This window comes from Wenyingzhuangia sp. IMCC45574, assembly GCF_054182685.1.
On the sequence record NZ_CM135169.1, the window covers coordinates 3,353,011 to 3,379,346 of the forward strand.

Sequence of the window (26,336 nt, forward strand, 5' to 3'; positions counted from 1 at the left end):
ACGGTTTTTTAGGACGTAACACATATAGCCTATTGTCTGTTTTTAAAAAGAAAAAGTGTCTATGTTGTTTTTAAATAGAGGCTGTAAAAGTTCTTGATTTTTAGCCGTAGCTAATTTTTCTATTACAGGCAAGTGTCTTTCTTTGTGTATATCTGTTCCTACATAAGTATATAGGTTGTTCTTTAATAATTTATGCGCTGTTTTCATTACCTCTTTTCCATAATGACCCGCTAAAGAAAACAAATTCAATTGCAATAAGCATCCCGCATCTATCAATTCTTTATAGATAGCAAAGTTATTATGATAAAATAAGTAACGCTCTGGGTGTGCCAATACAGGTGTGTACCCTTTTAGTTGAATTTGAAATAGAATTTCTTTTAGATTGATTGGAGGGTTTAAAAAAGACATTTCAACTAAAAGATATTTGCCTTTTAGCGGTAATATATCATCCTTTTCTAAAAGGTCAGAAAAGAAAGGGTCCATTAAATATTCGGCAGCAGCATGAATTTGGATGTGCTCTAGTCCTCTTTTATTAAGTTCTTCTTTTAAATATAGCTCTGTTTCTTTTATGGTAGTAGAACTATTTTCCCAAACACCGCCTAATACATGTGGAGTAACTCTAAAGTTAGAAATTCCATATTTGTTTAAACCTTGTATTAGATTTATAGAGGTCTCTATGTCTTTAGCACCATCATCAATTCCGGGAAGAATGTGTGAGTGCATGTCTACAAAATCAGAAGGGAAAAACGCATTAAGATCTATTTGCTTTTTTTTAAAGAATATCATGCTGCTTGTTTGTTCTTTTTAGTTGCGTAAAATTACTGAAAAACTCTTGATGATGAATATTTGACCTGTGTTATTGTTAATTAAAAAAAAGTCAAAATTTATCGTGAATGATTTGAAGTTAGTATATTTGTCGTCAGCCCAAATTTAGAACAATGGAATATTTAGATTTTGAATTACCAATCAAGGACTTAGAAGAGCAGTTAGAAAAATGTGCTGCTATTGGTGAAGAGAGTGATGTAGATGTTACCAATACTTGTAAAGAGATTGAGGACAAAATAGCCAATCTAAAGAAAGAAATTTTTGAAAACCTTACACCTTGGCAAAGAGTACAATTGTCAAGACACCCAAATAGACCTTATACCCTAGATTATATTAAAGCTTTGGCAGGTGATACCTTTATGGAGTTACATGGAGATAGAACTGTTAAAGATGATAAAGCAATTGTAGGTGGTTTAGGAAAAATTGGGGATCAGAGTTTTATGTTTATTGGTCAGCAAAAAGGTATTAATACCAAAATGAGACAATACAGAAACTTTGGTATGGCAAACCCAGAAGGATACCGTAAAGCGTTACGTTTAATGCGTATGGCAGAAAAGTTTGGTATTCCTGTGGTAACTTTTGTTGATACTCCTGGTGCTTATCCAGGTTTAGAAGCTGAAGAAAGAGGACAAGGAGAGGCAATTGCTCGTAATATTTTTGAAATGTGTGTATTAAAAACACCTATTATCACAATTATTATTGGTGAAGGAGCTTCTGGAGGTGCTTTAGGAATTGGTGTTGGAGATAGAGTGTTAATGATGGAGAATTCTTGGTATTCTGTAATTTCTCCAGAAAACTGTTCTACTATCTTATGGAGGTCTTGGGAGTTTAAAGAGAAAGCAGCAGCTGCTCTTAAGTTAACTTCTAAAGATATGAGTGCTTTAAAATTGGTAGATGGTGTTATTCCAGAACCTTTAGGAGGTGCGCACGCAGATAGAAATACTACATTTGAGACTGTTAGAGAAACGATAATTAAATCGTTAACAGAATTACAAAAGAAAAATGTAGACACTATGGTAAACGAGCGTATTGATAAATATGCAAATATGGGAGTTTACGAAGAAAAATAGTATACAACTACTTGTAGTAAGATATAAAACCAAAACATATTGTTTTGGTTTTTTTTATGTTATAATTTCTTGAATTCGAGCTCTAATATAGGGAAGATTGTCCTTTTCGAACCATTGATTTTTCTTTAACCAAATATTATTTCTAGGTGATGGATGAGGTAAAACAATATGTTTAGGCGTATATAAATGAAAATTTTCAACCGTTTCGGTTAGTGTTCTTTTTGCAGTTGGTAGGTAGTGTTTCTGAGCATAATTCCCAATCAAAATAAATAATTCGATATGTTTTAGCTGTTCAAAAAGTAAAGGATGCCATTTAGGAGCACATTCTTTTCTAGGGGGTAAGTCTCCTGTTTTACCTTTGCCAGGATAACAAAATCCCATGGGGATAATGGCGAAAATTTCTGTATTGTAAAAAGTTTTACTGTCAACAGCTAGCCATTCACGTAGTCGTTCACCACTTTTATCGTTCCATGGTATTCCCGTATTGTGGACTATACTACCTGGAGCTTGGCCTATAATGGCAATTTTGCTTTTAGGGTGCGCAGTTAAAACAGGATTGATTCCATGTGCAAGGTGTTTCTCGCAGATGGTACAGTTTTTTATTTCTTCTAAAAGTTGCTCCATTGGGTTAAAGTACTAATAAATTGTTGATAAGTTTAAGCCTAGAACTGACTTTTAGAAGTGTCTATGTTTTTAAGAAACCTTACATTTAATTAGAACAAAAGACAAGCTTATGCGTATAGAGTACGATATTAAATTAGGTTTTAAAGATGTTATGATTCGTCCTAAAAGATCCACCTTAAAAAGTAGATCTCAAGTAGATTTGGAAAGAGAATTTACTTTTCTAAACAGTAAAGCTACATGGAAAGGAGTTCCAATTATGGCTGCCAATATGGATACTGTTGGTACTTTTGAAATGGCGAAAGAATTATCTAAGCATAAAATATTTACAACGATTCATAAGCATTACTCAATAGAGGAGTGGGCAGCGTTCTTAAAAGGTGCTTCTAGTGATGTGGTAGAGTATATTGCTGTGAGCACAGGAACTGGGGCTAAAGATTCGGAAAAGTTAGCACAAGTTTTAGCATTGTCTCCAGATTTAAAATTTATTTGTGTAGATGTAGCGAATGGCTATTCAGAACATTTTGTAGATTTTGTAAAAGCTACGAGAGAGAAATATCCGTATAAAGTTATTATTGCGGGGAATGTAGTTACGGGAGAAATGGTAGAAGAATTGTTAATTTCTGGAGCAGATATCATAAAAGTAGGAATTGGTCCAGGGTCGGTTTGTACTACTAGAGTAAAAACAGGAGTTGGGTATCCTCAATTATCTGCAATTATAGAATGTGCAGATGCTGCACATGGACTAAGAGGACAAATTATTAGTGATGGTGGTTGTGCCATACCAGGTGATGTTGCAAAAGCTTTTGGAGCAGGTGCCGATTTTGTAATGTTAGGAGGAATGTTGGCAGGGCACGACGAAAGTGGAGGAAAGGTTATTGAAAAAAATGGCGAAAAGTTTAAGCAATTTTATGGAATGAGTTCTAGCACTGCCATGGAAAAACATGTAGGAGGTGTAGCAGAGTATAGAGCAAGTGAAGGGAAAACAGTGGAGGTTCCTTACAAAGGAAAAGTAATTAAAACACTTCAAGATATTTTAGGAGGTATCAGAAGTACTTGTACTTATGTTGGGGCTCAGAAATTAAAAGAACTGACAAAAAGAACTACTTTTATACGAGTTGCAGAACAAGAAAACAAAGTATATACACGATGATTTCTGTTTTAAATTCTGTGTTAAAAAGAATAACATAGGCGTTTTATAAAAGAATGATAAGAGAAAGCCTTACTTTTAATGGTATCGTAACATAAACTCTGCTATTAATCAGAAACAGGACAAAAAAAGATTTATATCTTTGCTCTTGAATATGACAAATGTTAACTCTACTGTATTGTGGGCTTAGTATTTGTCTTTAATTTTTTAATATAGAGAGTTAATAGCTCCTTTTTTTGATTGATGAGATACAGAGGTTTGATATTAGCAATGGTTCTTCACTTTTTCTCCTTGGGGTTTTCTCAAGAAACGGAGAGGAAAGTGATATTGGAAAGTATTCAGAATGAAATAGAGACCAAAGATCAAAGGGTGTTGCAGGGGATAAGATCGCTTATAGAAAGAGAAGAGAACTATAAGGCGAAAGAAAGACTTGGTAATTATATTAAAACCCACCCTAAAGATCCACAAATTACATGGTTGTATGCGTATGTTTTACATATCAATAGAAACTATAAACTTTCAAGAGAAACATACAGAAAAGCGATGTCTCTAGCACCTAAAAACAATAGTATAAAGATGGATTATGCTAGAGTGCTTTACGAAAAAGCTCAATTTAAAAAGGCAGTTACGGTATTAGAAGGGCTTAGGAATCTAGATGACAATTTAAAGGCAGAAGGATTAATAATGTTGGCCAAAATAAGTTACTGGCAAGGGAATATAGATAAGTGTAAAAGAATTATACGAAATTTTAGAAGTGAGTTTCCTGGTTCTGATAAATTAGATGAGTTGTCTGTTGAAATGTCTAATGCTACCGCAATTTATGCAAAGGCAAGTTATGAAATGCAAACAGACAGTCAGCCATTGGATTATTCTGCCATTAAAGCAGAAGCAGGAATGTATAAATCAAAATTTTTTAGTCCTAAAGTAGAAGTAGCAAGTTATACATATACTCCTACAGCAAGTGCAATGGTCTTAAAAGTAAGCAATCAGTTTTATTTTTCTAGTATTGGACTTTCTGCAACAGCTAACATAGGAACTTTTAGTAACGATGGAGGGAGTGCTTCTTTGTTTGGTGTTACGTTGAATAAAAAATTACCATATAGAACTTCCGTAACTTTAGGGTATAATGTAAACCCTGTTTTGGGTACAATTGCTAGTACTGTAAAGAATGTAACAAATACAACAATTTCAGGAGGAATAGACTACAGCAACAAAATATTTTCTACGAATTTAGAATACAATCAGCAAAACTTTACTGTAGAAGGTACAGAGGATAATACCATAAAAAATTATGTTTTTTGGATTATTAGTCAGCCCATAAAAATTTCTAAACTAGAATTTCAAATAGGATATAGTTATGGTTATTCAGACTCTGAAAAAGTTTTTTACATAGCAGATGCTGCCGTTTTTAGTGAACCTGAAACGGCAGAGGAAGGAGAAGAAGTAGAAGAGCCGCAGTTATTGAGTTATGAGAAAATATATGATCCCTATTTTACACCTAAGGGCTTAGAGTCTAATTCTCTTTTATTAGTTGCTAACTACGAAATATTTGACTTTTTAGAAGTTGGTGGGAAAACAAATTATGGTATAGAAGCAAAGGCTATAAATCCTATTATAGAAGAATCTTCTATAACGGTGTTAAATCCTAAAGGAGATCTCTATTTGCCAACAGAGAAAACATTATTTTATCCATCAGAGTCTTCTCTGTATGTAAAGTATTTCGTGAATAGTCAATTTACTATCAAAGCAACGTATCTGTACCAAGAAACGTTTTTCTACGATAGATCTAATATAAGCTTAGAAGCAAAGTATAGATTCTAATGAATGTACAATTAAGAGATGATTTATGGGTTTTTAAGCAAGCTAAAAATGTAAAGTTTGTAGACAAGATAGTTCTGCTGGTATTAGCCATTGCCGGAATTATTAGTATTGTGAATTTAGCTGAGTGGTGGTTTAGAAAAGAACATATAAGCAACTTGTTTTTGTTTGTGCTGTTAAGTCTGTTTTTTTGGTACGGAATTATAAGAATTGCTCTTATATGGGTTAATTATTTGCGTTTAAATAAACCCAAAGAAGTTCCAGTTCCCGAAAAGAATTTAAGTGTAGCTGTTTTTACAACATCGGCACCAGGGGAGCCACTTTCTATGTTTGAGAATACTTTTAAAGCTTTGCAGAATTTAAATTATCCACATACTACTTACTTGTTAGATAGTACCGAAGATGTTGCTTTTAAAGAATTGGCCGAAGCGCACGGAGTGGTTTGGTTAGACATGGTTGGAGTTCCGGGAGCCAAAGCGGGGAAAATAAACGAGACCTTAAAAAAGACATCCGAAGAGTTTATATTAATATTAGATCCAGATCATATTGTATTTCCTGAGTTTTTAGATCAGACCTTAGGTTTTTTTAAAGACGAAAATGTAGGTTTTGTACAAGTAAGTCAAGGGTATTATAACATGTACCGTTCTTTTACTGCCAAGGGAGCTGCAGAACAAACCTATACATTTTATGGACCCACTCAAATGGGATTAGATGGTTATGGTGGGGCGGTAGCTATTGGTGCCAATTGTACTTTTAGAAGGAAAGCTTTAGAGAGTATTGGCGGTCATGCACAAGGATTAGCAGAAGATTTACAAACGTCAATTAGAATTCACTCAAAAGGGTGGAAATCTATTTACAATCCTGTTATTGTAAGTCGTGGATTGGTACCCGAAGATTTTGCTTCTTTTTGTAAGCAACAGTTAAAATGGGCTAGAGGAGTTTTTGAGTTGCTTTTTGATGAAATGCCACCATTACTAGGCAAACTAACGTTCTGGCAAAAAGTATCATACCTGTCTATTGGTAGCTATTATTTATTTGGTGCTATTACTGCTTTTTTTATCTTCGTACCTATTCTGTATTTTTTTACAAAGATATCGCCTGCTAGAATGGATTTTGCGGAGTTTTTAACGCACGGTGCAACGATATTTACGATAGCTATTTTAATATATAGTTATGTACAGAGGTTTTTATGCGATAGAGAAACAGAAAGAGGTTTTCACTGGAGAGGAATGATATTAAAGTATTCTTGCTGGCCAGTTTTTACCTATGCTTTCTTTTTAACGTTGATTAATAAAAAGATACCTTATATACCCACAGCAAAAATTGCAGAAAGAAAGTTTATGAATCCTTTTGTAAAACCGCTTATTGTATATGTGGTTCTTTTTTTGCTAATGATGGTTGGAGTGTATGTTGAGAGGAAATATTTTATACCTCAGAGTGAACTAATATTCACTGCGCATAGAGCTTGGGCTATGATGGGATTTGCTATGATTGCTGTTTTACAAAGTATTGGAGGGATTTTTGCAGCTTATGAAGCTGTGCATTTAAAGGTGGAAGATGCATGGAGTAGAATTAAAGTAAAAGAAAATAAAGAAATAAAAATTAAGAATTAAAACTAAAAGAGAACTATGAAAGTATTATTATTGGCTGGTGGGTTTGGTACAAGATTTAGTGAGTCTACTAATAAAATACCTAAACCAATGATTCCAATTGGTGGAGAGCCAATATTATGGCATATCATGAAAATTTATTCTAAGTATGGATTTAATGAGTTTGTTGTTTTATTAGGTTACAAGGGGCACATTATTAAAGAGTATTTTGCAAACTACTTTTTGCACAATAGCGATGTTACCATTGATTTAACCAATAATGAAATGCAAATTTTAAACAATACTTCTGAACCTTGGAAAATTACCTTGTTAAATACAGGTTTACATACCATGACAGGGGGAAGAATTGCACAAGCAAGAGAGGTTATTGGAGATGAAACATTTATGTTGTCTTATGGAGATGGTGTAGGTAATATTGATATTCAAAAACTAGTGAATTTTCATAAAAACCATGATAGGGCTGTAACCATGACAACGTTCCAACCTAGTGGACGTTTTGGTGGTGTTTCTATGGATGAAGAGTCTGGAGAAATAAGCTCGTTTATTGAAAAACCGAAAGGAGATGGTAGGTGGATTAATATAGGTTTCTTTGTATGCGAACCTAAAGCGTTTGATTATATAGGAGATGATTTTTCTACGGTTTGGGAGAAAGAACCTTTAGAGAACTTGGCAAAAGATGGTGAGTTATCTGGTTATAAGCATTATGGATTTTGGAAACCTATGGATACTTTAAGAGATCATACGGAGTTGAACGAAATGTGGAGAAATAAAGAAGCAGAGTGGAAAATATGGTAGATTTTGAAAATCTTTTCGGAGGTGTTTATAAAGGTAAAAAAGTACTATTAACTGGGCATACTGGTTTTAAAGGTTCTTGGTTGGCTCTTTGGTTAGAAAAAATGGGAGCCAAGGTATATGGTTATTCTTTGGAAAATACAGAGCAGCACCATTTAGATTATTTAGATTTAAAAATACAACAAAATCTAAATGACATAAGAGATACTGATGAGTTGGAAAGATATTTTAAAGAAGTACAGCCAGATATTGTTTTTCATTTAGCAGCACAAGCTTTGGTAAGACCTTCTTATGAAAATCCTGTAGAAACGTTTTCTTCTAATGTAATGGGGACATTACATATTTACGAAGCTTGTAGAAAAACACCTTCTGTAAAGGCTATTGTAAACATTACCAGTGATAAGTGTTACGAGAATAAAGAGTGGTCTTGGGGATATAGAGAAAATGAGGCGATGGGAGGATACGATCCTTACAGTGCATCTAAAGGATGTGCAGAGTTGTTGACTGCTTCTTATAGAAATTCGTATTTTAACACTAAAGATTTTGGAACCAAACATAATGTATTAATCGCTAGTGGTCGTGCAGGTAATGTAATTGGTGGGGGTGACTGGGCTATTGATAGACTGATTCCAGATATTGCAAAGGCAACTTCTAAAGAGGAAGCTGTTTTAATAAGAAATCCTAAAGCAACAAGACCTTGGCAACACGTTTTGGAACCTCTAAGTGGTTACTTAACTCTAGGATGGAAGTTGTTAAATAAGGAAGTTTCTATAGCCGAAGGTTGGAACTTTGGGCCAGATTTAGATAGTAATTTACAAGTTGGAGAAATTGTAAAACTATCCAACAAATATTGGGATAGTGTTAAGATTGAATTCAGCAAGAATACCGATGAGCACCACGAAGCAAACTTATTAATGTTAGATTGTTCTAAGGCAAATAAGTTGTTAAAGTGGAAAGGTGTTTGGGGGATAGACCAAACCATTGATAAAACAATTAATTGGTATAAAGAGTTTTATTTAAATCAAAAAATCATGTCTTATGCAGATTTAGAAGCATATGTGACAGATGCTAAAGCAGCTAATATAGTATGGGCATAGAACTAAAAAATAAAAGAGTTTTAGTTGTTGGTGGTAATGGCTATTTAGGTTCTTTTTTAGTTAATGCTTTGCACAAAGAAAAAGCAATCGCTTATATTGCTTCTATAGATTGTAAAACGGAGGGACAATTTTATCAATTAGATATTACCAATTTGGAGGCTACCAGAAAAGTAGTACAAGAAATTAAACCCGATGTAATTTATCATTTAGCGGCAAGTATTAGTAGAAATAGAGATTTTTCCATTTTTAATGGCATGTCTAAAGTAAATGTAGAAGGAACACTAAACGTGCTAAAAGCAATAGAAAATTTAGATACTCATTTTATTTTTACATCTACAAGTGAAGTATATGGTAATAACGAATCTCCATTTCATGAAGATCAGTTTCCTAAACCAGTATCTCCCTATTCTTTAACAAAATATCAAGCAGAGTCCTTAATTAATACCTATTGTACCAATCATCAAAAAAAGCACACAATTTTACGCGTGTTTAATTTTTATGGAGAAGGAATGCCTGTGTCTTTTTTTATTCCTCAGATGATTCAGACCCTAAAAAAGGGAGAAGACTTTTTAATGACCAAAGGAGAACAAGTAAGGGATTTCTTATATGTAGATGATGTTGTAAATGCCATGTTGCTTTCTGCTGGTAAAGAAAAAGCATACGGACAAGTGTTGAATGTTTGTAGTGGAGAAGGAACTCAATTAGCAGAATTGGCTCTGGAGGTACAGACCAATTTACAAACCAATGCTAAAATAGTATTGGGAGCTATTCCGTATAGAGATAGTGAGGTTTGGGAAATGATAGGAGATAATAAAAAAATTAAAGATTGTATTGGTTTCTCTCCAAATGTGAGTTTGGCGGAAGGAATGCGAAGAGTAATAGAAAATACGTAAAAAGAACGTCTATGTTTAAAAAAATTTCGAGATTATTATATGTTGTTCTCGCTATAGTACTAGGTTACTTTTTGGTCTATTTAATTGCGGCTGCCAGTGATCGTTCTAAGGGACCTATTGAGGCAGTTTTAGAAAGAGTAAGCGATTGGGTCTATGGAGTAGAACATAACCTAATTTTAGAAGAGAGAGAAGAAAATAGAGAAAATAAGCTGGCATGGTTTGCCCAACAAAAAGAAGATAAAAATGCTTTAATAAACTCTAAAGTTATTTTGTTTGGAGCTTCTGATGACTCTAAAGAAGAATCTTATGAGAGAATCTATAATTTAGAAGATTCTTTGGCTATGTCTTTTCCTATCATTCATATCTATCAAGCTTGGGGAGAAAAATCGGAACATAAGTTTCCTGTTAATAAAGTAGAAGCAATTAGCAGAACAGGTTCTGTACCGCTAATAAGTTGGGAACCTTGGTTGGCTTTGTTTAGTCAAAAAAACTTTCCTAAAATTAAACCCAAAGAAGATAGAGATAAACATTGCATGACAAGTATTGCACAAGGAGATTATGATTCTTTTATTTTTGATTGGGCGATTGAAGCAAAGAAATTTGGGAAACCAATCTACATTCGATTGGGGCATGAAATGAACGATCCATACAGATATCCTTGGGGGCCTCAGAACAGCGATCCTGTAGAGTATATTTCTGCATGGAGACATGTGCATAATGTGTTTAACAAGGCTGGTGCTACCAATGTAATATGGGTTTGGAGTCCGCACTTGGCTTATGGAAAGTTTAAAGAATATTATCCTGGGGGTGACTATGTAGATGTAGTGGCTACAGGAGCTTTAAATTATGGAACAAGTACAAGTTGGAGTAATTGGTGGTCTTTTGAACAAATTTTTGGTAATTTTTATAAGGACTTAGCTTTTTTTGAAAAACCAATTATGATTGCTGAATTTGGTTCTTTAAAACCAGGAGGTAATAGAGCACAATGGTTTTCACAGGCTTTAAACAATTTTCATGAAAAGTATCCATTGGTAAATTCGGTATTATTCTTCCATTATTCAGCAGATGGAACTACTACTTATAAATCTGTTAGTTGGTATATAGTTGATGATTCTGAAGTTACACAAGCTATTAAAGGAGCATTAAACAAATGGGATGCTGCTATAAAGCAACCAGAGTAAGATGTTTATTTGTGTATCTTTAAATTAGATATAAAAAATGCTTCCTTGTTTAGGAAGCATTTTTTGTTTTCAAGATATCTTATGATATATTTTGTAGTTATATCACCTTTTAAAGAGTCTTATAGTTCTTTAATTTTAATGTTTTTAAAGTGAACTTCGTCACCATGGTCTTGTAGTAAGATTAAACCTTCTTTAGCTTCTCCAAACTTAGGCCATTTTTTGTATTTGCTATACTTTACCAAAGCTCTCCATTGTTGGTTTCCTCTTACATATTCTACCATTTTACATCCGTTTAAAAAGTGTTGTACTTTAGCTCCATTTACAACAATACGAGCTCTGTTCCATCCTTCTTTGTTAATGTATTTTTTTGTGTATAAAGACGGAATGTATTCTTGCGCATCTCCTCTAATTAAATCGTATAAAGAAGAGATTGTTCTGTTACCATCGTTTCCTCTTTTTGCATCTGGATGTTTCTTGTCATCCAAAATTTGGAACTCACAACCAATAGCAGATCCTTTTCCTTTGTTTAATTGTGTATCTACAAAATATTTAATTCCACTGTTAGCTCCAGGCGTGTATTTAAAATCTACTTCTAAAATAAAATTCTCGTAAGGACGTGTAGTTACAATATCTCCTCCGTGAACAGATTCTCCACCACCAGAAGCATGTACCGTTAAGATCCCATCTTTCATGGTCCATCCTTTATCTGGAAAATCATTTCTTTTAGCACCTCTCCAACCGTTAGATGTTTTTCCATCCCAAAGTAATTTCCAGTTGTTATTTTTCTCCTCTGTTGTTAATTTATTGGTTAAATAGCTAATTACAGGAGCAGTGGTTTCAAATTGGTAGTTTTCATCAATTTCTGTAATGTTGATGTTTTTCCACATTGTTTTCTTACCTACTTTTTTACCACCACCTGCATGCACTTGTAAAGCAATAAAACCTGTTTCTACTTGGTTCTCTACTAAATTAGATACGTTTACACCGTTTAACCAAGTTGCTATTCTATTTCCGCTTGCTATTACTTTAATTTTATTCCATTGTTCATGTTTGTAAGCCGCTTTAACTTCTGGGTTGTATTCTACTGTATACCTCCAGTTATACCTACTCTGATCGAAAATACCTCCTGTCCAACCTCTTGGTGATGGATCTGCTTCTACCTGTGGTCCGTAAACAGAGTTTTTACCTTTAGACTTGTCGTACTGACTTCTAATTTGAACTCCTCCGTTTAAGATGTCATTAATTTTAATTTCGTACTCCAAAATGAAGTTGGTATATTTCTTTTTAGTCGCTAAATAGGTGCTTGGAGAACCTTTGGTTGTAACTCCTACAATAGCATTGTCTTCTACATAATATTTAGCAAAACCATTTAAAGCTTTCCAGCCTCTTAAATTTTTTCCGTTAAATAGGGCTTTCGTTTTTCCTTGTGCACTCACATTTGCTGTTGAGATTCCAACAAAAAGAGCACAGATAACTAATAAACTTTTTTTCATTTTTAGGTTTGATTTTTAGATAATTCAAATATAGTGTGCGCAAACGGTAAATGAAAATTTATTATTTGAATAAATAAAAAGAAACTTTGGTGATTCTTTTAAATAGTCTTGTTATTTCTTCCCCATCTCTATAGCTATAATCTCTTTTCCATAATTCCCTAAGTAATGAGTTAAAAGTTTCTCGTATACTTTATAACCATCATCTACATTGGTGAAAATTAGAATTCCTTGTTGGGTTCTAGGGAAATAAAAAAAGATGGTTTGTGCACCTCTGTCTGCTCCACCGTGGGATAAAGCGTAATTTCCGTCTTTAAAATCGTAACGTTCAAAACCAAGTCCAAAATGTTTCCCGTTGTTAGAAGCCACTTGTGGTTTGTGCATTTCACTACTCAATCCTTTATCATTTATAGAAGAAAGAATAAAAGTAGCATAATCTGGAATGGTTGTTAACAAGTCGTCAGCAGCATTGTTTATTTGTCTTTTGTGGGTTTTGTAGACATCTCCTTTAGGGTTGTAACCCGCTACAACTCTACTTTCGTCAATTTTATCGTTCCAGACATATTGTGTATCTGTCATACCTAAAGGTTCAAAAATTAACTCAGAGGCTAATTCGTTCAAAGATTTCTTAAACTTCTTTTCTAAAGCCCTACGTAAGTACTCCATTCCTTCTCCTGAATACTGATATTTAGTACCTGGTGTAAAAAGGAATTGTAATTTTTTATTCCTCCAGTTTGGAAAACCTGTTTGGTGACTTAATACATGCCTAGTTGTTAGTTTTTTAACTCTAGCATCGTCTTTAACATCAGGGTCTACCCAATATTTATATAAAGGTTTGTCTAATTTCCACTTTCCTTGACTAATTAATTTTAAAGCAACTACAGCGGTTACAGGTTTGGTAAGCGATGCTACGTTAAAAATAGTATTATACGGAGCTCTTTCTCCGTTGTTTAATTTACCTATAACTTTAATTTCTTGCAGTTTTCCTTGTTTGATGATTCCCAATCCTAGGGTAGGAATATTATTTTCTTTTAGCCATAATTCTAGGTTTTTAGAGTTTTCTAGATCTATTTTTGGATGCACCATTTTAGCTTGATGATTATAGCTTAAGCTGCGCGTAAGTTTCCAACGATTGTTTTTTAGTTGCCAAACATGTGTAAAGTCCGCAGAGCTTCCAAATCTTTCTTTTTGTCCTTTAATACTTTCAAAAAAGAGGTGGGTTCCAGTTTGTATGGCTCCATAGAGCTTCTTTTTATTATAAAGTGGGTATATGTTGGTAGATCCTTTTACGAGTTCTCTTCTTGCCTGATAATTATCAGGAGAACCACAGAGTCCGTTTTTTAGGTTGTATAAAAATGTTTTCTTGTTAGAGATACTGTCTTTGTCATGAAAAAACTCAAAATCTTCACTGTATAAGTTTTTAAATTGATTAATATCACAAGTATTAAACCCCACTGAAAAAAGTAGACTGTCTAGTTTAATAATAGTTTGGTAAATGTTAGACTTAGGAGAGACTTGTGCTACAATAGATGTAGTTGCGAATACTAAAAAAAGGAATAGTTTTTTCATATGCTAAATATAGAGAAATCTATCAAGCACCATGAGTAAACTTATTAAATCGAGTTATTTTTTACTCAAAATCTTTGTTGTAAAAACCACCTTTGTTTTCGGTACGTTCCATAGAAGATTGAATAATTAAGTAGGCATTGGTAATTAAATTACGAAGCTCACAAATAGGAACAGACAGTTTTGCTGTTTTGTACAATTCTTTATTTTCTTGGTATAAAATTTCCAAACGATTCGCAGCTTTTTGCAAACGAATATCAGAACGTACAATGGCAACGTAGTTACTCATTATCTTCTGAATGTCTTTTCTATCGTGGGTAATTAAGATTTTCTCTTTGTTTAAAGAAGTATCGGTGTCGTCCCAGGCTGGAATGTCCTCTTTAAAAGAAATTGTATCAATAATAGAAGAAGCATGCTCATAACTTCTATGTGCATACACAACAGCCTCTAATAAGGAGTTAGAAGCTAATCTATTGGCTCCATGCAACCCTGTTCTAGAGCATTCTCCGCATGCATATAAATTTTCTATAGTAGTACATCCGTTTTTATCTACAGCAATTCCACCACACACATAATGAGCAGCAGGAGTCACTGGAATAAAATCTGTATGTACATCAATTCCTAAAGTTTTACATTTTTCGGTAATGTTAGGAAAGTGTTTTACAAAAGCTTCGTTTTCTAAATGTGTACAATCTAAATACACATAGTCTTCACCGGAAATTTTTAATTCGGTGTCTATGGCTCTTGCTACAATATCTCTAGGAGCTAACTCCAAACGAGTGTCGTATTTTTCCATAAAACGCTCTCCTTGCGTATTTCTTAAGTAAGCTCCTTGTCCTCTTACGGCTTCGGTAATTAAAAAAGCAGGAGATTGTGCTGGTTCTTGATATAAAGCGGTAGGGTGGAACTGAATAAATTCAAAATCTTGAATTTTAGCTTTTGCTCTATAGGCCATTGCAATCCCATCACCAGTAGCAATTTTTGGGTTGGTAGTAGTTCTATAAACCTGTCCGCTTCCACCAGCAGCTAAAAGCGTTGTTTTAGCTTGTATGGTTTTAATTTGTTGACTTGCTTCGTCTAGAACATAAGCTCCGTAGCAAACAATATGGTCTCTGTGAGTTACCGTTTTTTCGTGACCCTGTGCTCTTAAAATATGGTGATCCGTAATAAAGTCTATGGTAAAATGATCTTCTAATAGCGTAATATTAGGAGTATTTACAACTCTGTCTAACAAGGCACGAGCAATTTCGTAACCTGTGATGTCTTTGTGGTGTAAAATTCTATTTTGCGAATGTCCACCTTCTCTTCCTAAGCTATAGTCACCGTCATCGGTTTTATCAAACTTAGTTCCCCATTCAATCAATTCATTCAAACGCTCAGGAGCTTCTTCAACCACCATGCGAACCACTTCTTCATCACATAAACCATCACCCGCAATAAGAGTGTCTTGTACGTGTTGTTCAAAAGAGTCCGCATCTGTATCTACCACTGTGGCTATTCCACCTTGAGCATATTTGGTATTGCTTTCTTCTTTTTCTGCTTTGGTCACTAAAATTACCGAAGCATCTTTATGGTTGTCTGCAACCTTTAAAGCATAAGAAAGTCCTGCAATACCAGAACCGATTACTAAGAAATCTGTTTGAATCATAGATTATTTAGAAAGAGCCAACATTTTTTCGATAGGAGCCAATGCTTCTGCAGCTAATTTTTCTTCTACCTCTATAGCAGGCAATTCATGTTCTAAACATAAGAATAATTTTTTCATAGTATTCATTCTCATGTAGAAACATTCACTACAAGCACAAGTATTATCTTCTTCTGCCGGAGCAGGAATTAGATGTTTATTTGGCACTTGCTTAATCATTTCGTGTAAAATACCCGCTTCTGTAGCAACAATAAATTTCTTGTTTTTACTTTCTCTTGCGTATTTTAACAATCCAGCAGTAGAACCAATATACGTTGCTGTTTTTAAAATATGTGATGGAGATTCTGGGTGAGCAATAATTTCTGCATCTGGGTGCTCTGCTGCTAAGTCTAATAATTTTTCTATAGAAAAAGCTTCGTGAACCATACATGCACCGTCCCATAATACCATGTCTCTACCTGTTTGCTTGTTAAGATAATCTCCTAAGTTTTTATCTGGAGCAAAGATGATTTTTTCATCTTTAGGGAAAGAGTTAATTATTTTTACTGCGTTAGAAGAGGTACAAACAATATCACTTAATGTTTTAATCTCTGCAGAACAGTTGATATAGGTAACCACTTTGTGGTCTGGGTATTTTTCTTTGAATTTTCTAAAATCTTCTGGCGGACAAGAATCGGCTAAAGAACATCCTGCTTTTAAATCTGGTAACAATACCTTTTTGTTAGGATTTAAAATTTTTGCCGTTTCTGCCATAAAATGAACCCCAGCAAAAACGATAATATCTGCTTTGGTTTTTGCAGCTTCCTGAGCTAATTGTAAACTATCCCCAACAAAATCTGCAATATCTTGAATAGCTTCTTCTTGGTAGTAGTGTGCTAAAATAACCGCATTCTTTTCTTTCTTTAGTCTATTAATCTCTGCGACATAGTCTGTGTTGTCTTCTACACTAATATCTAAAAAGCCTTTGTTGTCTATATTTTCTTTTGCTTGAGCTAAAGTGTCCATTTGTTAAAAAGATTTGGAATACAAAATTACAAAAAAAGAGCCATTTAGGCTCTTTTTGTATTATTAGTCGTACTTATTTAGATTGACCTTACTTGATATCTCCATCCAAAAGTATCTTCCGATTTTCCTGTTTGGATATCTGTAATTTTTTGTTTGAATAAAGAAGCAAAACTATCGTCTAACTTAGGTAAGTCATAATCAGTTCCTTTAAAGTTAAAGCTAACAATAGGATTGATTACAGCTGCAGTACCAGCTCCAAACATTTCCTTTAAGCTTCCGTTTTTAGCCGCTTCTTCAATTTCGTAAACAGATACGTCTCTAACTTCTACGTTAATTCCCTCTCTTTCCGCAATAGCAATTACACTTTTACGTGTAATACCATCTAAAATACGGTCAGATGTTGGTGCAGTAATTAAAGTATCGTTTACTCTAAAGAAAACGTTCATCGTTCCAGCTTCTTCTAAGTTTTCGTGTGTACTAGCATCGGTCCAAACAATTTGTTGGTATCCTGCTTGTTGTGCTAATTTAGTAGGATAGAATTGCCCTGCGTAGTTTCCTGCACATTTAGCAAAACCAACCCCTCCATTTGCAGAACGGCTAAATTTATCAGCAAATAATACACTTACTTCTCCACTGTAGTATGATTGCGCAGGAGACAAAATCAGCATAAACTTATATTTTTTTGCTGGATTTGCAGATACTCCAGGTTCTGTTGCAATAATGAATGGTCGGATGTACATAGAACTTCCTTCAGTAGTCTGAATCCATTCTTTGTCAATATTTAACAATGTTTCCATTCCATCAAAGAACAAGTCTTTAGGGAATTCTGGAATTGCCAAACGCTCCGACGATTTGTTTAAACGATTTAAGTTCTCCTCAGGTCTAAATAACCAGACGACCTCATCAAACGATTTGTAGGCTTTCATTCCTTCAAATACAGCTTGACCGTAGTGAAATACTTTGGCTGATGGGTCTAATGAAATAGGACCATAAGGTCGAATTTGTGCATTCTTCCACTCCCCATCAACATAGTCACATTCAAACATGTGATCTGTAAAGATTTCTCCAAACGATAAGTTGCTAAAATCTACCTCGTTTATCTTGGTAGTTGTAGATTTAGTAATCGTGATGTTCTGGTTGTTAATTCCCATGATTCGTTTGTAAAAAAAATAAATAATGCAAACGCAAAAATAAATATAATATTCCTAATAGAAGCATTAAAAACGCTTTTTCGCAAACTATATTATTAGCTATCTTTGCCAAAAGAATTCAAACCATTTTGAAGAGACAAATTATCATAACATCCGATGGGTCTACCACCATACACCTGCCAAACTGGAATGAGAGTTATCATTCCACACATGGTGCTATTCAGGAAGCTTATCATGTTTTTATAGATAATGGCTATAAGGCTTTAGATTCTGATGAGATTTCTATTTTAGAAATAGGTTTTGGAACTGGGTTGAATGCTTTTATTACACTCTTAGAGACTTCTAAAGAAACGCGTAAGGTAAATTATGTGGGGGTAGAGGCTTATCCTGTAAGAGAAGACGAACTGCTTGCCTTAAATTATGTTTCTGAGTTGGAAACAAGAAACTTAGCGCATAAGTTTGAAGAAATGCATTTAACTCCTTGGAACAAACCACAGCAGGTGAGTCCTAATTTTACATTGACCAAACGTCAAATGTTTATTCATAATATAACAGACGAAGCTGCTTTTGATTTGATTTATTTTGATGCCTTTGGAGCACGTGTACAACCTGAACTTTGGACAGAAGAAATTTTTGAGTTGATGTTGAAAGCACTAAAGCCAGGAGGTAAATTAGTTACCTATGCTGCCAAAGGAAGTGTGCGTAGAGCTATGCAAGCGGTAGGTTTTGAAGTTGAAAGATTGCCTGGACCTCCGGGAAAAAGAGAAATGTTAAGAGGAACTAAAACAATAGAAGAATGACAGAGTTTTCTAGAACAAGAAGAAAAAAGCCTAACAGAGGTAGAGTAATTTTATTAGTGGTAGTGTTGTTTGTTGTATTGTATTTGTTAAAAAATGCAGATGCATTGATTGCTGCATTCTTTGGACAATAGTTACTAAAGTTAATCTTTCCTTTTAAAAACCTTTACAAAACTAATCCCCGCTACATTGTGCCAAACACTAAATAGTACAGATGGGAGTGCAATAATTTTTGAAAAATGAAGCAAAGCCAGAGTTACTCCTAAGCCTGAGTTTTGCATTCCTACTTCAAAGGCAATGGTTTTACAAACATCTTTTGGGAATTTTAAAGCTTTTGCAATTCCATATCCACTAAAGAACCCTGTTAAGTTGTGTAGGACAACAGCTAGAATAACCAGTAAAGGGAAACTCTTTAAAGTTTCATGATTCAATCCTACCACACAAGCAATAATCAAAGCAATCGAAAAAATTGAAATCGAAGGAAAAATAGCGATGATTGGTTGAATTTTCTTTTCGAACAATCGTCTTAAGACCAATCCATCAATTAAGGGGAAAATAACAATCCAAAACGTAGTTTTAATCAGAGCAAAAAAGGATACGTCTATAGATTCTCCTACCAAAGAATAAATCCAAAAGGGAGTTAATACAGGAGCAAGTAATGTAGAAACCAAGGTCATAATAACCGATAAAGAAATATTTCCTTTGGCCAAATATACCATTACATTAGAGGCTGTTCCACCCGGACAAGATCCTACAATAACCAATCCTATTAATAGTTCTTGGGGAAGTTGAAGCAATTTTCCAATTCCAAAAGCCAATAAGGGCATCAATATAAATTGTAAAGCAACTCCTACAAATATCCATTTGGGTTGTTTTCCTACTCCAATTAAATCCGAAAAGTTTAAGGTAAGTCCCATACCCAACATAATAACACCCAATAAAAAGGGGATGTAGCTTTTTAAATCTATAAATGTGTTGGGAAAGAAAAAGCCAATTGCAGAGAAAATCAATACAATGGCAAGAAAGTTTTTTTCTATTTGATGCAATACTACTTTCATAAAAAAGTTTTGCTGTAAACTTACAAAACCATTTTATGAAAGTAGTTTAAAAAGGAGTGTTAAAGCAATAGATTGTAAAGAGTAGCCTATTCTTCTTTGGTGAATAAATAACGTTTTCCTTGTATTAAAATAAATTGTTTCTTTTTGGGATTAAAATTTATCTGAATCCCAGCAGTTTCGAACTTAAATATATTCGGTTTTATTGTTTTATCTAAAACAAAAGAGCTTTGACCCGTTGCTTGTGCTGTTAGTTGTTTTTTAGCATTGATTGCAATGGTCATTTTTAAAGGGAGTTGTTTAGAGCTATACGTTCCTAACAATTGAGAAACATCACCGTAATTTTTAAAATCAGGTAGTTGATACTTTTCGTTAAAAACAGCTTTTAGTATTGTAATACCAATGTCATTTATGTTATTGCGTTCTCCGTTAGAAATAATAGCAAGTGCTAGTTTTTCTTTTGGAAAATAAGAAACGATGGAACGATACCCGTTAATACGTCCATTATGACCTAGAGAGACTTTATTTTTAAAAGGAATTCTAAAAATTCCCATTCCTACACGACCTTTTAATGTAGTCATTTTTTCCAAACTTTCCTTAGTGATGAGCTTTTCATGAAATAGTCCTTCAATAAATAGGTTTAAATCACTAGGAGTAGAAACAATTGCACCTGCTCCCATAGGGATTGAAGAATGTGTTGTTTTTTGACCTAGCCAATTGTTTAGGTACAGGTATGATTTACTGTTGGGTTCTTTATCGTAATAAGTTTGTGTTAGGTGTAAGGGTTTGGTAATGTACTTTTCTAGAATTTTACCATAGGGTAGATCAAAAACACTTTCTAGTATATAAGATAAGACATAGTAGTTAGAGTTGCTATATTTAAATTTAGTATCGGGAGCAAAGTCGCTACCTGAATCAACTATCAAATCAAGTACTTCTTTTTGGGTTTTAGGTTGCGTTCTATCCCATTTTCTATATAAAGGCTTCCCCGTATAGTTTGCAATTCCGCTTCGGTGATATAATAAGTGTGCAATAGTTATTTTAGAACTGTTTTCAATTTCTGGCAAAAAAGAATCTAATTTGGTGTCTAAGCTCAATAACTTTTTTTCAATTGCCAAAAACGTCAATACAGACGTAAAGGTTTTAGAGACAGAACCTATTTTATAGGTGGTTTTTGCATTGTTTTTTACATCGTTAGACAAATCACTAAAACCAATGGATTTCTCGTAAATTGTTTTTCCTTCTTTAGACACAGAAACACTTCCCATAAATTGGTTATTTTCTTCTAAAGTGTTAAAAAACTGATCTAGTTTTTTTGAGTCCAGCTCTTGTGAAATCAATAACTGGAAAGTAAGAAATGAGAGTAATAAGCAAATTTTTTTCATTTGAGTATGTGTTTATTTAAACTTACGTTTTAATGTAATTTCTGTGTCTAGAATTAAATAGGCTACAGCAAGTAATGTGATTGTTAAATTGTACGGTTCAGGAAATGAAACTTTTAAAAGAAAACTTACAAGTCCCAAGGAGCATAGCAATCCCCCGATGAGCATCATTTTTTTTGCGCTATATATTTGTGCAAAATCCCAACTCTCCTGATTTTTCATGGATCTAGGGGTTTTGTATCCATAAAGGAAATTGATGTTTTTAGGAGGGAATTTATACATAATAAGCCCTGTGATTAAAAAAATAGGCGGTATAATTAAGAGTAACATGTTTTTAAGATTTAATGAAAGAAAGAGATGAGTACTTTAGAAAGTATTTCAGCACTTATCAAGGCAACAATAAATAGTATTACAGGTTTTTTACCTTTTCCATTGGTGGCAGTTTTATATCCATTGTATAGCAAGGCAATCATCCAAACTAAAAATAGAATAGAAACAATACTAAAAACAATAATTAGTACAAGGTTAGCAATTGAAAGGTTCTCTATAGTTCCTGTTTTCTGAATTTCGAGCAATTTGTAGGTTGCATTTTGTATGGTGTTATTAATATTAAATAAGGGAAGTAGTGAATAAGGAATTCTACTGACCAAAATACTACTTAGGATGTCTATCCATCGGGTTTTATTATTTACTATTTTTCCAACAATATATAATGGCAGAAGAAGGCAAAAAACATTGATGAAATTATCTACAAAAGTTTGTGTTAAGAATGGGTTTGTGTTTAAGTGAAAGTCCAAAGCTCCATCAAACCTAGCATTGAATAAAAAAGCCAAGTAAGAACCTAAAAGAGTACATATAATTCCAATAAAAATTAATGTTTTTTCAGCGTATTTTTCAAAAGGGTTGAATAAAATGGTTTTCATAGTCTAGTTATTTTGTAATGCGTTTATTTTTTCGATAATATCATCGAGCTTGTTTCGAACAGTAGGGTAGCTTTTGTTCATTTTGGCTGCCATGGTTTTTAAACTACCGCTAGACATTAAAAACTCAAACGCAAATTCTTGATCTTCTACAGGGAGTTGTAATAAAATAGGTAAGGAGTAGTTTCCAGATATTTTAGTTTCACAAGAATCACATGTTAATTCACTAACAGCTAATTTGTTTTCGCAGCTTGGACATTTTATGGGTAGTTTTTTAATCATAGACTTTAATATTGTTAAGTCAAATGTAAATAAAATTTAAATATAATTCAATTTTGTTTCAATAAAGTTAATTTTAGGTTTGTTATTGTTAAGGTGGTTTTGTAATAAACGAATCAGATGTTCAACAAATCAATTTTTAAATTTATGACAGAATAAATTTAAAATTGTATTGGGTATCTTTGCTGGAATCCAAAAACAAATCGTTGGCTACAGAAAAAATCATATTAGGAATAGATCCAGGAACTACCATAATGGGGTTTGGAGTTATAAAGATTATCGGAAAGAAAATGGAATTTGTTCAGATGAACGAGCTGCACTTAAGTAAGTACAATGATCCTTATGTAAAATTAAAATTGATTTTTGAGCGTACCATACAGTTGATTGATACCTATCACCCAGACGAATTAGCCATTGAGGCACCTTTTTTTGGTAAAAATGTACAATCTATGTTAAAGTTAGGTAGAGCACAGGGGGTGGCAATGGCTGCAGGTTTGTCTAGAGAGGTACCTGTAACAGAGTACTTACCTAAAAAAATAAAAATGGCCATTACGGGGAATGGTAATGCTAGTAAAGAACAAGTAGCACTAATGTTAAAAAGTCTACTGAATTTAAAGGAGTTACCTAAAAATTTAGATGCTACAGATGGATTGGCAGCTGCCGTTTGTCATTTTTACAATAGCGGTGTTAAAGTAGGAGGTAAGAATTATTCGGGTTGGGCAAGTTTTGTGAGTCAGAATAAGGATAAAATCACTGGAAGGTAATGTGCAATGAACAATTTACAATGTGTAATTAGCAATTTAGTAATTGAGAATTACGAATGACGAATTGAGAATTACGATTTTTCTTAACCATTAACCATTAACCATTAACCATTAACCATTAACCATTAACCATTAACCATTAACCATTAACCATTAACCATTGTCCGGCATCTACATTCATATTCCTTTTTGTAAAAAAGCATGTCATTACTGCGATTTTCATTTTTCTACTTCTTTAAAGTATAAGGAGGCTTTTCTACAAGCTTTAGAAATAGAAATGGAATTAAGAGCTAATGAGTTCAAAGGCGAAGTAGTAGAAACTATTTACTTTGGAGGTGGAACACCTAGTGTTTTAGAGATTGATGAGATAAAGGATATACTTTTTGTTGTTCATAAATACTACAGTGTAGTCAAAAATCCAGAGATTACTTTAGAGGCCAATCCAGATGATTTGTCCAATGATAAAATACGATCTTTAGCACAAACTCCAATAAATAGGCTGAGCGTAGGGGTGCAGTCTTTTGGAGACAAGGAATTGCAAATGATGAATAGGGCTCATTCGGCAAAGGAAGTGCTACAGTCATTACAAACTGCCACTCAATTATTCCAAAATATCACCATTGATTTAATGTACGGAATTCCGGGGTTGAGTAATGAAGAATGGGAGGCAAACATTCAACAAGCGTTGGATTTTGGAATTCAACATATTTCCTCATATGCTTTAACGGTGGAAGAAGGGACAGCCTTACATCATTTTATTCAAAAAGGAACGTATCCAGAATTAGATGAGAACTTAGCAGCTACTCATTTTAATATTTTAGTGGATAAACTCACAAAAGCTGGATTTGATCACTATGAAATTTCCAATTTTGGAAAACCAGCCTTTTATTCCAAACACAATACCTCTTATTGGTTAGGAAAAACCTATTTAGGTTTTGGGCCATCTGCTCATTCTTATAATGGGAATATCAGAAGTTGGAATGTATCCAATAATGCCAAATATATAAAGACGTTAAATAAGGGGGAGTTACCATCAACCCAAGAGGAATTATCTAGAGCGGATGTTTATAACGAATTGTTAATGACAGGCTTGCGAACAATTTGGGGAGTTTCTTTAGAAAAAATTGAACAAGATTTTGGAGCACAAAAATTATTAGAACTGAAACAACAAATAACACCATTCGTGGCACAAGGAACTTTAGTGGTAGAAAAACATCAGCTAAAAACAACCCAAAAAGGGAAATTCTTAGCCGATGGTATTGCTAGTGAATTGTTTTGGGTTTAATCGACTTTTTTACAGGGAGTAAGCGTTAATAATCTATTTGTAAGCTTATTATTTACAAAAGGTCTCAATGCCAATTCGTATGCATCAATATCTACAATTTTATAGATAAGGTATTTACTACGGTTGTTCTTAGGTATTAGATACAACAATTTGCTTTTGTATCGAATAGAAAACTCTCCCTCAAAATTTTTAGTTTCTGAAGAGAATTGAGCTTTTTGAATTCCTTTTAGGTTGATGGTAAATTCTAATTGCTGATTTTTTTCAATTTCTTTACCTAATTTTTCAATCTCAGTTACAGACCAACAACTCTTTAAATATTCTTTTATTTTTTCTGATAAAGTTTTCTTGTTTGCATAAGCATTTCTTTCAACAGCTTTTTGTTTTCTGTATGCTTTGTATTTTTTTAATTCATTATATCTTTCTAACAAGGCTTTAGATTCAGGAGCTAGTTTTAGTCCTTTTTCTAAAATTGAAAACATAGTATTTACTTCCTTGTATTCATATGATGTAGCAGCAGTAATATAAGCTCCGTCAACAAAATTTGGATCTATTTTTAAATCTGGAGCCTCCTTCATTACTTGCTCAAATTCAAGAATTCTCACCAATCCATCTTCTTTGTCTTTACGCATGTAAGCCTGGTAAATTGCTCTTAAGTAGCTACCTGTATAGCTTAGTTGATAGTATTCATTATCTCTTAAAAAAGGGAATACTTCAAAGTAAGTGTTGAACTTGTTTAATTGCTCATCTGTATCTGTTATTACAGATATCATTCCGCTAAACGTATTTTCAATATTGTTTTTAGTTTGTAGGTTGTTAGGGTTGATTAATAAACCTTCGGAAAGATGATGAATGGTTTTTTCATAATCTCTTTTTAGGTAAAAGTAATTAGCTAAAGCCTCATGATATAGCTCTTGAAAATCGTCAAACTCAACATCTTCATTTACGTTGTTTTTAAATTCAGAAAACAAGGTTTCGAACTTTTCTAGATTTTGGGTTTTAATTAAGAATTCATCTGCTGCAATACGAAATGTATTGAGTACTTGGTTTTTCTCTAGCTGATTTTCATGACTGATATTTAAAAACTTTGCAAATTGTTTACCATTGTATTTTTTTGCTACTAAATCAGTATTAATAACTTGTGCAAGAGTTGCATAGTATAAGTGATTTGTTTGATTGTCAGGGTTTAAGAATAGAGCCTTTTCTAGAAAAATTAGGGCTTCTGAGTTTTTATCCTCTGTAGCTAAAATTTTTGCCCTTTGGTAATAACTAACACCTGCTAATTGTGTTTTATTAATGGTATTGTTAGCGCTAAAGTGAGTCTTAAATAATTCGTCAACACTATAAGATTCTTTTTCTGTTGAAGAGATTAATTTTTTTTCTGCTAAGTAGTTTATGTAAGCCTGTTTAAATTGATGATCGTAGCTAAAACCTCCTCCCTCAGGTAACCTTGATGGTTGAAGTATTAATTTGTTTCCATTGTTAAAAATTAACAAATAAACACTTCCGTTAGCATAATTAATAGAGTATGGAACTTTATAATAATCTAGTAAAATGGCACCTAACATCGCAGCCGATGTAGCGTTGTATTTATTGTTTTCTAAAAGTTCTTTAAACGATCCGTCGTATTTGTAATCTTTGTAGAAATAGGTTTCTAAAAACTTAGAAATACTTTTAATTTTCTTTTTTGTGCTTTTGTTGGCTATTTTCTTACTGTCTAATCTTTTTTGAATGCTTGTAATCTTACTGTTTAATGAACTAAGAGCTATTGAGTCGTAATCAATAGAAAAAAGTAAATCCGTAAAGTTCTCAGCATCATTGTTTAATGATTTAGAAAAAGATACTTTTTCAAAGTTTGAGCTAAAAGAAATGTCATCAACTGAAACTTGAGAAAAAACAGAAATTGTAAATAATCCAAATAAGAGTCCTAATTTAATTTTCAT

At 33.4% G+C, this 26,336-nt stretch carries 25 protein-coding genes; 12 read left to right on the top strand and 13 right to left on the bottom strand.

What is annotated here, in order from left to right:
* Positions 1-42 precede the first annotated feature (42 nt).
* Positions 43-786 carry a tyrosine-protein phosphatase gene (locus ACXHHC_RS14270; protein ID WP_458227043.1) on the bottom strand — a complete coding sequence of 248 codons (744 nt, stop codon included), beginning with the start codon at positions 784-786 and terminating at the stop codon, positions 43-45.
* A gap of 152 nt (positions 787-938) precedes the next feature.
* Here ACXHHC_RS14270 and ACXHHC_RS14275 point away from each other — a divergent pair, with 152 nt between their 5' ends.
* Positions 939-1,895, top strand: coding sequence for an acetyl-CoA carboxylase carboxyltransferase subunit alpha (locus ACXHHC_RS14275; RefSeq protein ID WP_458227044.1), 957 nt, complete (start codon positions 939-941; stop codon positions 1,893-1,895).
* A gap of 54 nt (positions 1,896-1,949) precedes the next feature.
* On the opposite strand, the gene ACXHHC_RS14280 is transcribed toward ACXHHC_RS14275, so the two are convergent.
* On the bottom strand, positions 1,950-2,519 hold the full coding sequence (locus tag ACXHHC_RS14280; protein WP_458227045.1) for a uracil-DNA glycosylase family protein: 570 nt from the start codon (positions 2,517-2,519) through the stop codon (positions 1,950-1,952).
* Positions 2,520-2,628: 109 nt separating this feature from the next.
* Here ACXHHC_RS14280 and guaC point away from each other — a divergent pair, with 109 nt between their 5' ends.
* The 7 genes from guaC to ACXHHC_RS14315 all read left to right on the top strand — a co-directional run bounded on the left by guaC (position 2,629) and on the right by ACXHHC_RS14315 (position 11,057).
* A complete protein-coding gene (gene guaC / locus ACXHHC_RS14285; RefSeq protein WP_458227046.1) occupies positions 2,629-3,669 on the top strand; it encodes a GMP reductase in 1,041 nt (346 codons plus the stop codon).
* A 237-nt stretch (positions 3,670-3,906) separates the two neighbouring features.
* Positions 3,907-5,487 (top strand): tetratricopeptide repeat protein, encoded by a 1,581-nt coding sequence (locus ACXHHC_RS14290; protein ID WP_458227047.1) that lies wholly within the window; start codon positions 3,907-3,909, stop codon positions 5,485-5,487.
* A complete protein-coding gene (locus ACXHHC_RS14295) occupies positions 5,487-7,097 on the top strand; it encodes a glycosyltransferase family 2 protein (protein WP_458227048.1) in 1,611 nt (536 codons plus the stop codon). The genes ACXHHC_RS14290 and ACXHHC_RS14295 overlap by 1 nt, the downstream gene beginning before the upstream one ends.
* A gap of 15 nt (positions 7,098-7,112) precedes the next feature.
* Positions 7,113-7,889, top strand: coding sequence for a glucose-1-phosphate cytidylyltransferase (gene rfbF, locus ACXHHC_RS14300; RefSeq protein ID WP_458227049.1), 777 nt, complete (start codon positions 7,113-7,115; stop codon positions 7,887-7,889).
* Entirely contained in the window at positions 7,883-8,983 is a 1,101-nt protein-coding gene (gene rfbG, locus ACXHHC_RS14305; protein WP_458229262.1) for a CDP-glucose 4,6-dehydratase, read from the top strand. Before rfbF ends, rfbG begins: the two co-directional genes overlap by 7 nt.
* On the top strand, positions 8,974-9,876 hold the full coding sequence (locus ACXHHC_RS14310) for an NAD-dependent epimerase/dehydratase family protein (protein WP_458227050.1): 903 nt from the start codon (positions 8,974-8,976) through the stop codon (positions 9,874-9,876). Before rfbG ends, ACXHHC_RS14310 begins: the two co-directional genes overlap by 10 nt.
* 11 nt (positions 9,877-9,887) lie before the next feature.
* Positions 9,888-11,057 carry a glycoside hydrolase family 26 protein gene (locus ACXHHC_RS14315; RefSeq protein ID WP_458227051.1) on the top strand — a complete coding sequence of 390 codons (1,170 nt, stop codon included), beginning with the start codon at positions 9,888-9,890 and terminating at the stop codon, positions 11,055-11,057.
* Between the two features lie 119 nt (positions 11,058-11,176).
* Here the strand turns inward: ACXHHC_RS14315 and ACXHHC_RS14320 are convergent, their stop codons facing one another.
* The 5 genes from ACXHHC_RS14320 to ACXHHC_RS14340 all read right to left on the bottom strand — a co-directional run bounded on the left by ACXHHC_RS14320 (position 11,177) and on the right by ACXHHC_RS14340 (position 17,914).
* On the bottom strand, positions 11,177-12,550 hold the full coding sequence (locus tag ACXHHC_RS14320) for a 3-keto-disaccharide hydrolase (RefSeq protein WP_458227052.1): 1,374 nt from the start codon (positions 12,548-12,550) through the stop codon (positions 11,177-11,179).
* Positions 12,551-12,661: 111 nt separating this feature from the next.
* Positions 12,662-14,116 carry a serine hydrolase gene (locus tag ACXHHC_RS14325; RefSeq protein WP_458227053.1) on the bottom strand — a complete coding sequence of 485 codons (1,455 nt, stop codon included), beginning with the start codon at positions 14,114-14,116 and terminating at the stop codon, positions 12,662-12,664.
* Between the two features lie 61 nt (positions 14,117-14,177).
* Complete coding sequence (gene nadB / locus ACXHHC_RS14330; protein WP_458227054.1) at positions 14,178-15,761, bottom strand: L-aspartate oxidase; 1,584 nt, start codon at positions 15,759-15,761, stop codon at positions 14,178-14,180.
* Positions 15,762-15,764: 3 nt separating this feature from the next.
* Positions 15,765-16,763 carry a quinolinate synthase NadA gene (gene nadA / locus ACXHHC_RS14335; RefSeq protein WP_458227055.1) on the bottom strand — a complete coding sequence of 333 codons (999 nt, stop codon included), beginning with the start codon at positions 16,761-16,763 and terminating at the stop codon, positions 15,765-15,767.
* A gap of 77 nt (positions 16,764-16,840) precedes the next feature.
* Complete coding sequence (locus ACXHHC_RS14340; protein ID WP_458227056.1) at positions 16,841-17,914, bottom strand: branched-chain amino acid aminotransferase; 1,074 nt, start codon at positions 17,912-17,914, stop codon at positions 16,841-16,843.
* Positions 17,915-18,042: 128 nt separating this feature from the next.
* Between ACXHHC_RS14340 and mnmD the strand changes: the two genes are divergently transcribed.
* Entirely contained in the window at positions 18,043-18,714 is a 672-nt protein-coding gene (gene mnmD, locus ACXHHC_RS14345) for a tRNA (5-methylaminomethyl-2-thiouridine)(34)-methyltransferase MnmD (RefSeq protein WP_458227057.1), read from the top strand.
* The gene (locus ACXHHC_RS14350) at positions 18,711-18,845 is read left to right on the top strand and encodes a hypothetical protein (protein ID WP_458227058.1); all 135 of its coding nucleotides are present in this window, start codon (positions 18,711-18,713) and stop codon (positions 18,843-18,845) included. The genes mnmD and ACXHHC_RS14350 overlap by 4 nt, the downstream gene beginning before the upstream one ends.
* A gap of 9 nt (positions 18,846-18,854) precedes the next feature.
* Here ACXHHC_RS14350 and ACXHHC_RS14355 read toward each other — a convergent pair whose 3' ends face one another.
* The 5 genes from ACXHHC_RS14355 to ACXHHC_RS14375 form a co-directional block, all read right to left on the bottom strand.
* Positions 18,855-19,769 carry a bile acid:sodium symporter family protein gene (locus ACXHHC_RS14355; RefSeq protein ID WP_458227059.1) on the bottom strand — a complete coding sequence of 305 codons (915 nt, stop codon included), beginning with the start codon at positions 19,767-19,769 and terminating at the stop codon, positions 18,855-18,857.
* A gap of 86 nt (positions 19,770-19,855) precedes the next feature.
* On the bottom strand, positions 19,856-21,151 hold the full coding sequence (locus ACXHHC_RS14360) for a serine hydrolase domain-containing protein (protein ID WP_458227060.1): 1,296 nt from the start codon (positions 21,149-21,151) through the stop codon (positions 19,856-19,858).
* Positions 21,152-21,163: 12 nt separating this feature from the next.
* A complete protein-coding gene (locus ACXHHC_RS14365; RefSeq protein WP_458227061.1) occupies positions 21,164-21,478 on the bottom strand; it encodes an SdpI family protein in 315 nt (104 codons plus the stop codon).
* A gap of 11 nt (positions 21,479-21,489) precedes the next feature.
* Positions 21,490-22,071 carry a YIP1 family protein gene (locus ACXHHC_RS14370; RefSeq protein WP_458227062.1) on the bottom strand — a complete coding sequence of 194 codons (582 nt, stop codon included), beginning with the start codon at positions 22,069-22,071 and terminating at the stop codon, positions 21,490-21,492.
* Between the two features lie 3 nt (positions 22,072-22,074).
* Positions 22,075-22,350, bottom strand: coding sequence for a DUF2089 family protein (locus ACXHHC_RS14375; RefSeq protein ID WP_458227063.1), 276 nt, complete (start codon positions 22,348-22,350; stop codon positions 22,075-22,077).
* Between the two features lie 203 nt (positions 22,351-22,553).
* On the opposite strand from ACXHHC_RS14375, the gene ruvC reads away from it, so the two are divergent.
* Both ruvC and hemW read left to right on the top strand, forming a co-directional pair.
* Positions 22,554-23,111 (top strand): crossover junction endodeoxyribonuclease RuvC, encoded by a 558-nt coding sequence (gene ruvC / locus ACXHHC_RS14380; RefSeq protein ID WP_458227064.1) that lies wholly within the window; start codon positions 22,554-22,556, stop codon positions 23,109-23,111.
* Positions 23,112-23,271: 160 nt separating this feature from the next.
* Positions 23,272-24,396, top strand: coding sequence for a radical SAM family heme chaperone HemW (gene hemW / locus ACXHHC_RS14385; RefSeq protein WP_458227065.1), 1,125 nt, complete (start codon positions 23,272-23,274; stop codon positions 24,394-24,396).
* Here hemW and ACXHHC_RS14390 read toward each other — a convergent pair.
* Positions 24,393-26,336: a tetratricopeptide repeat protein gene (locus ACXHHC_RS14390; protein ID WP_458227066.1), complete on the bottom strand. Its 1,944-nt coding sequence runs from the start codon at positions 26,334-26,336 to the stop codon at positions 24,393-24,395. The two genes, hemW and ACXHHC_RS14390, sit on opposite strands and share 4 nt — an antisense overlap.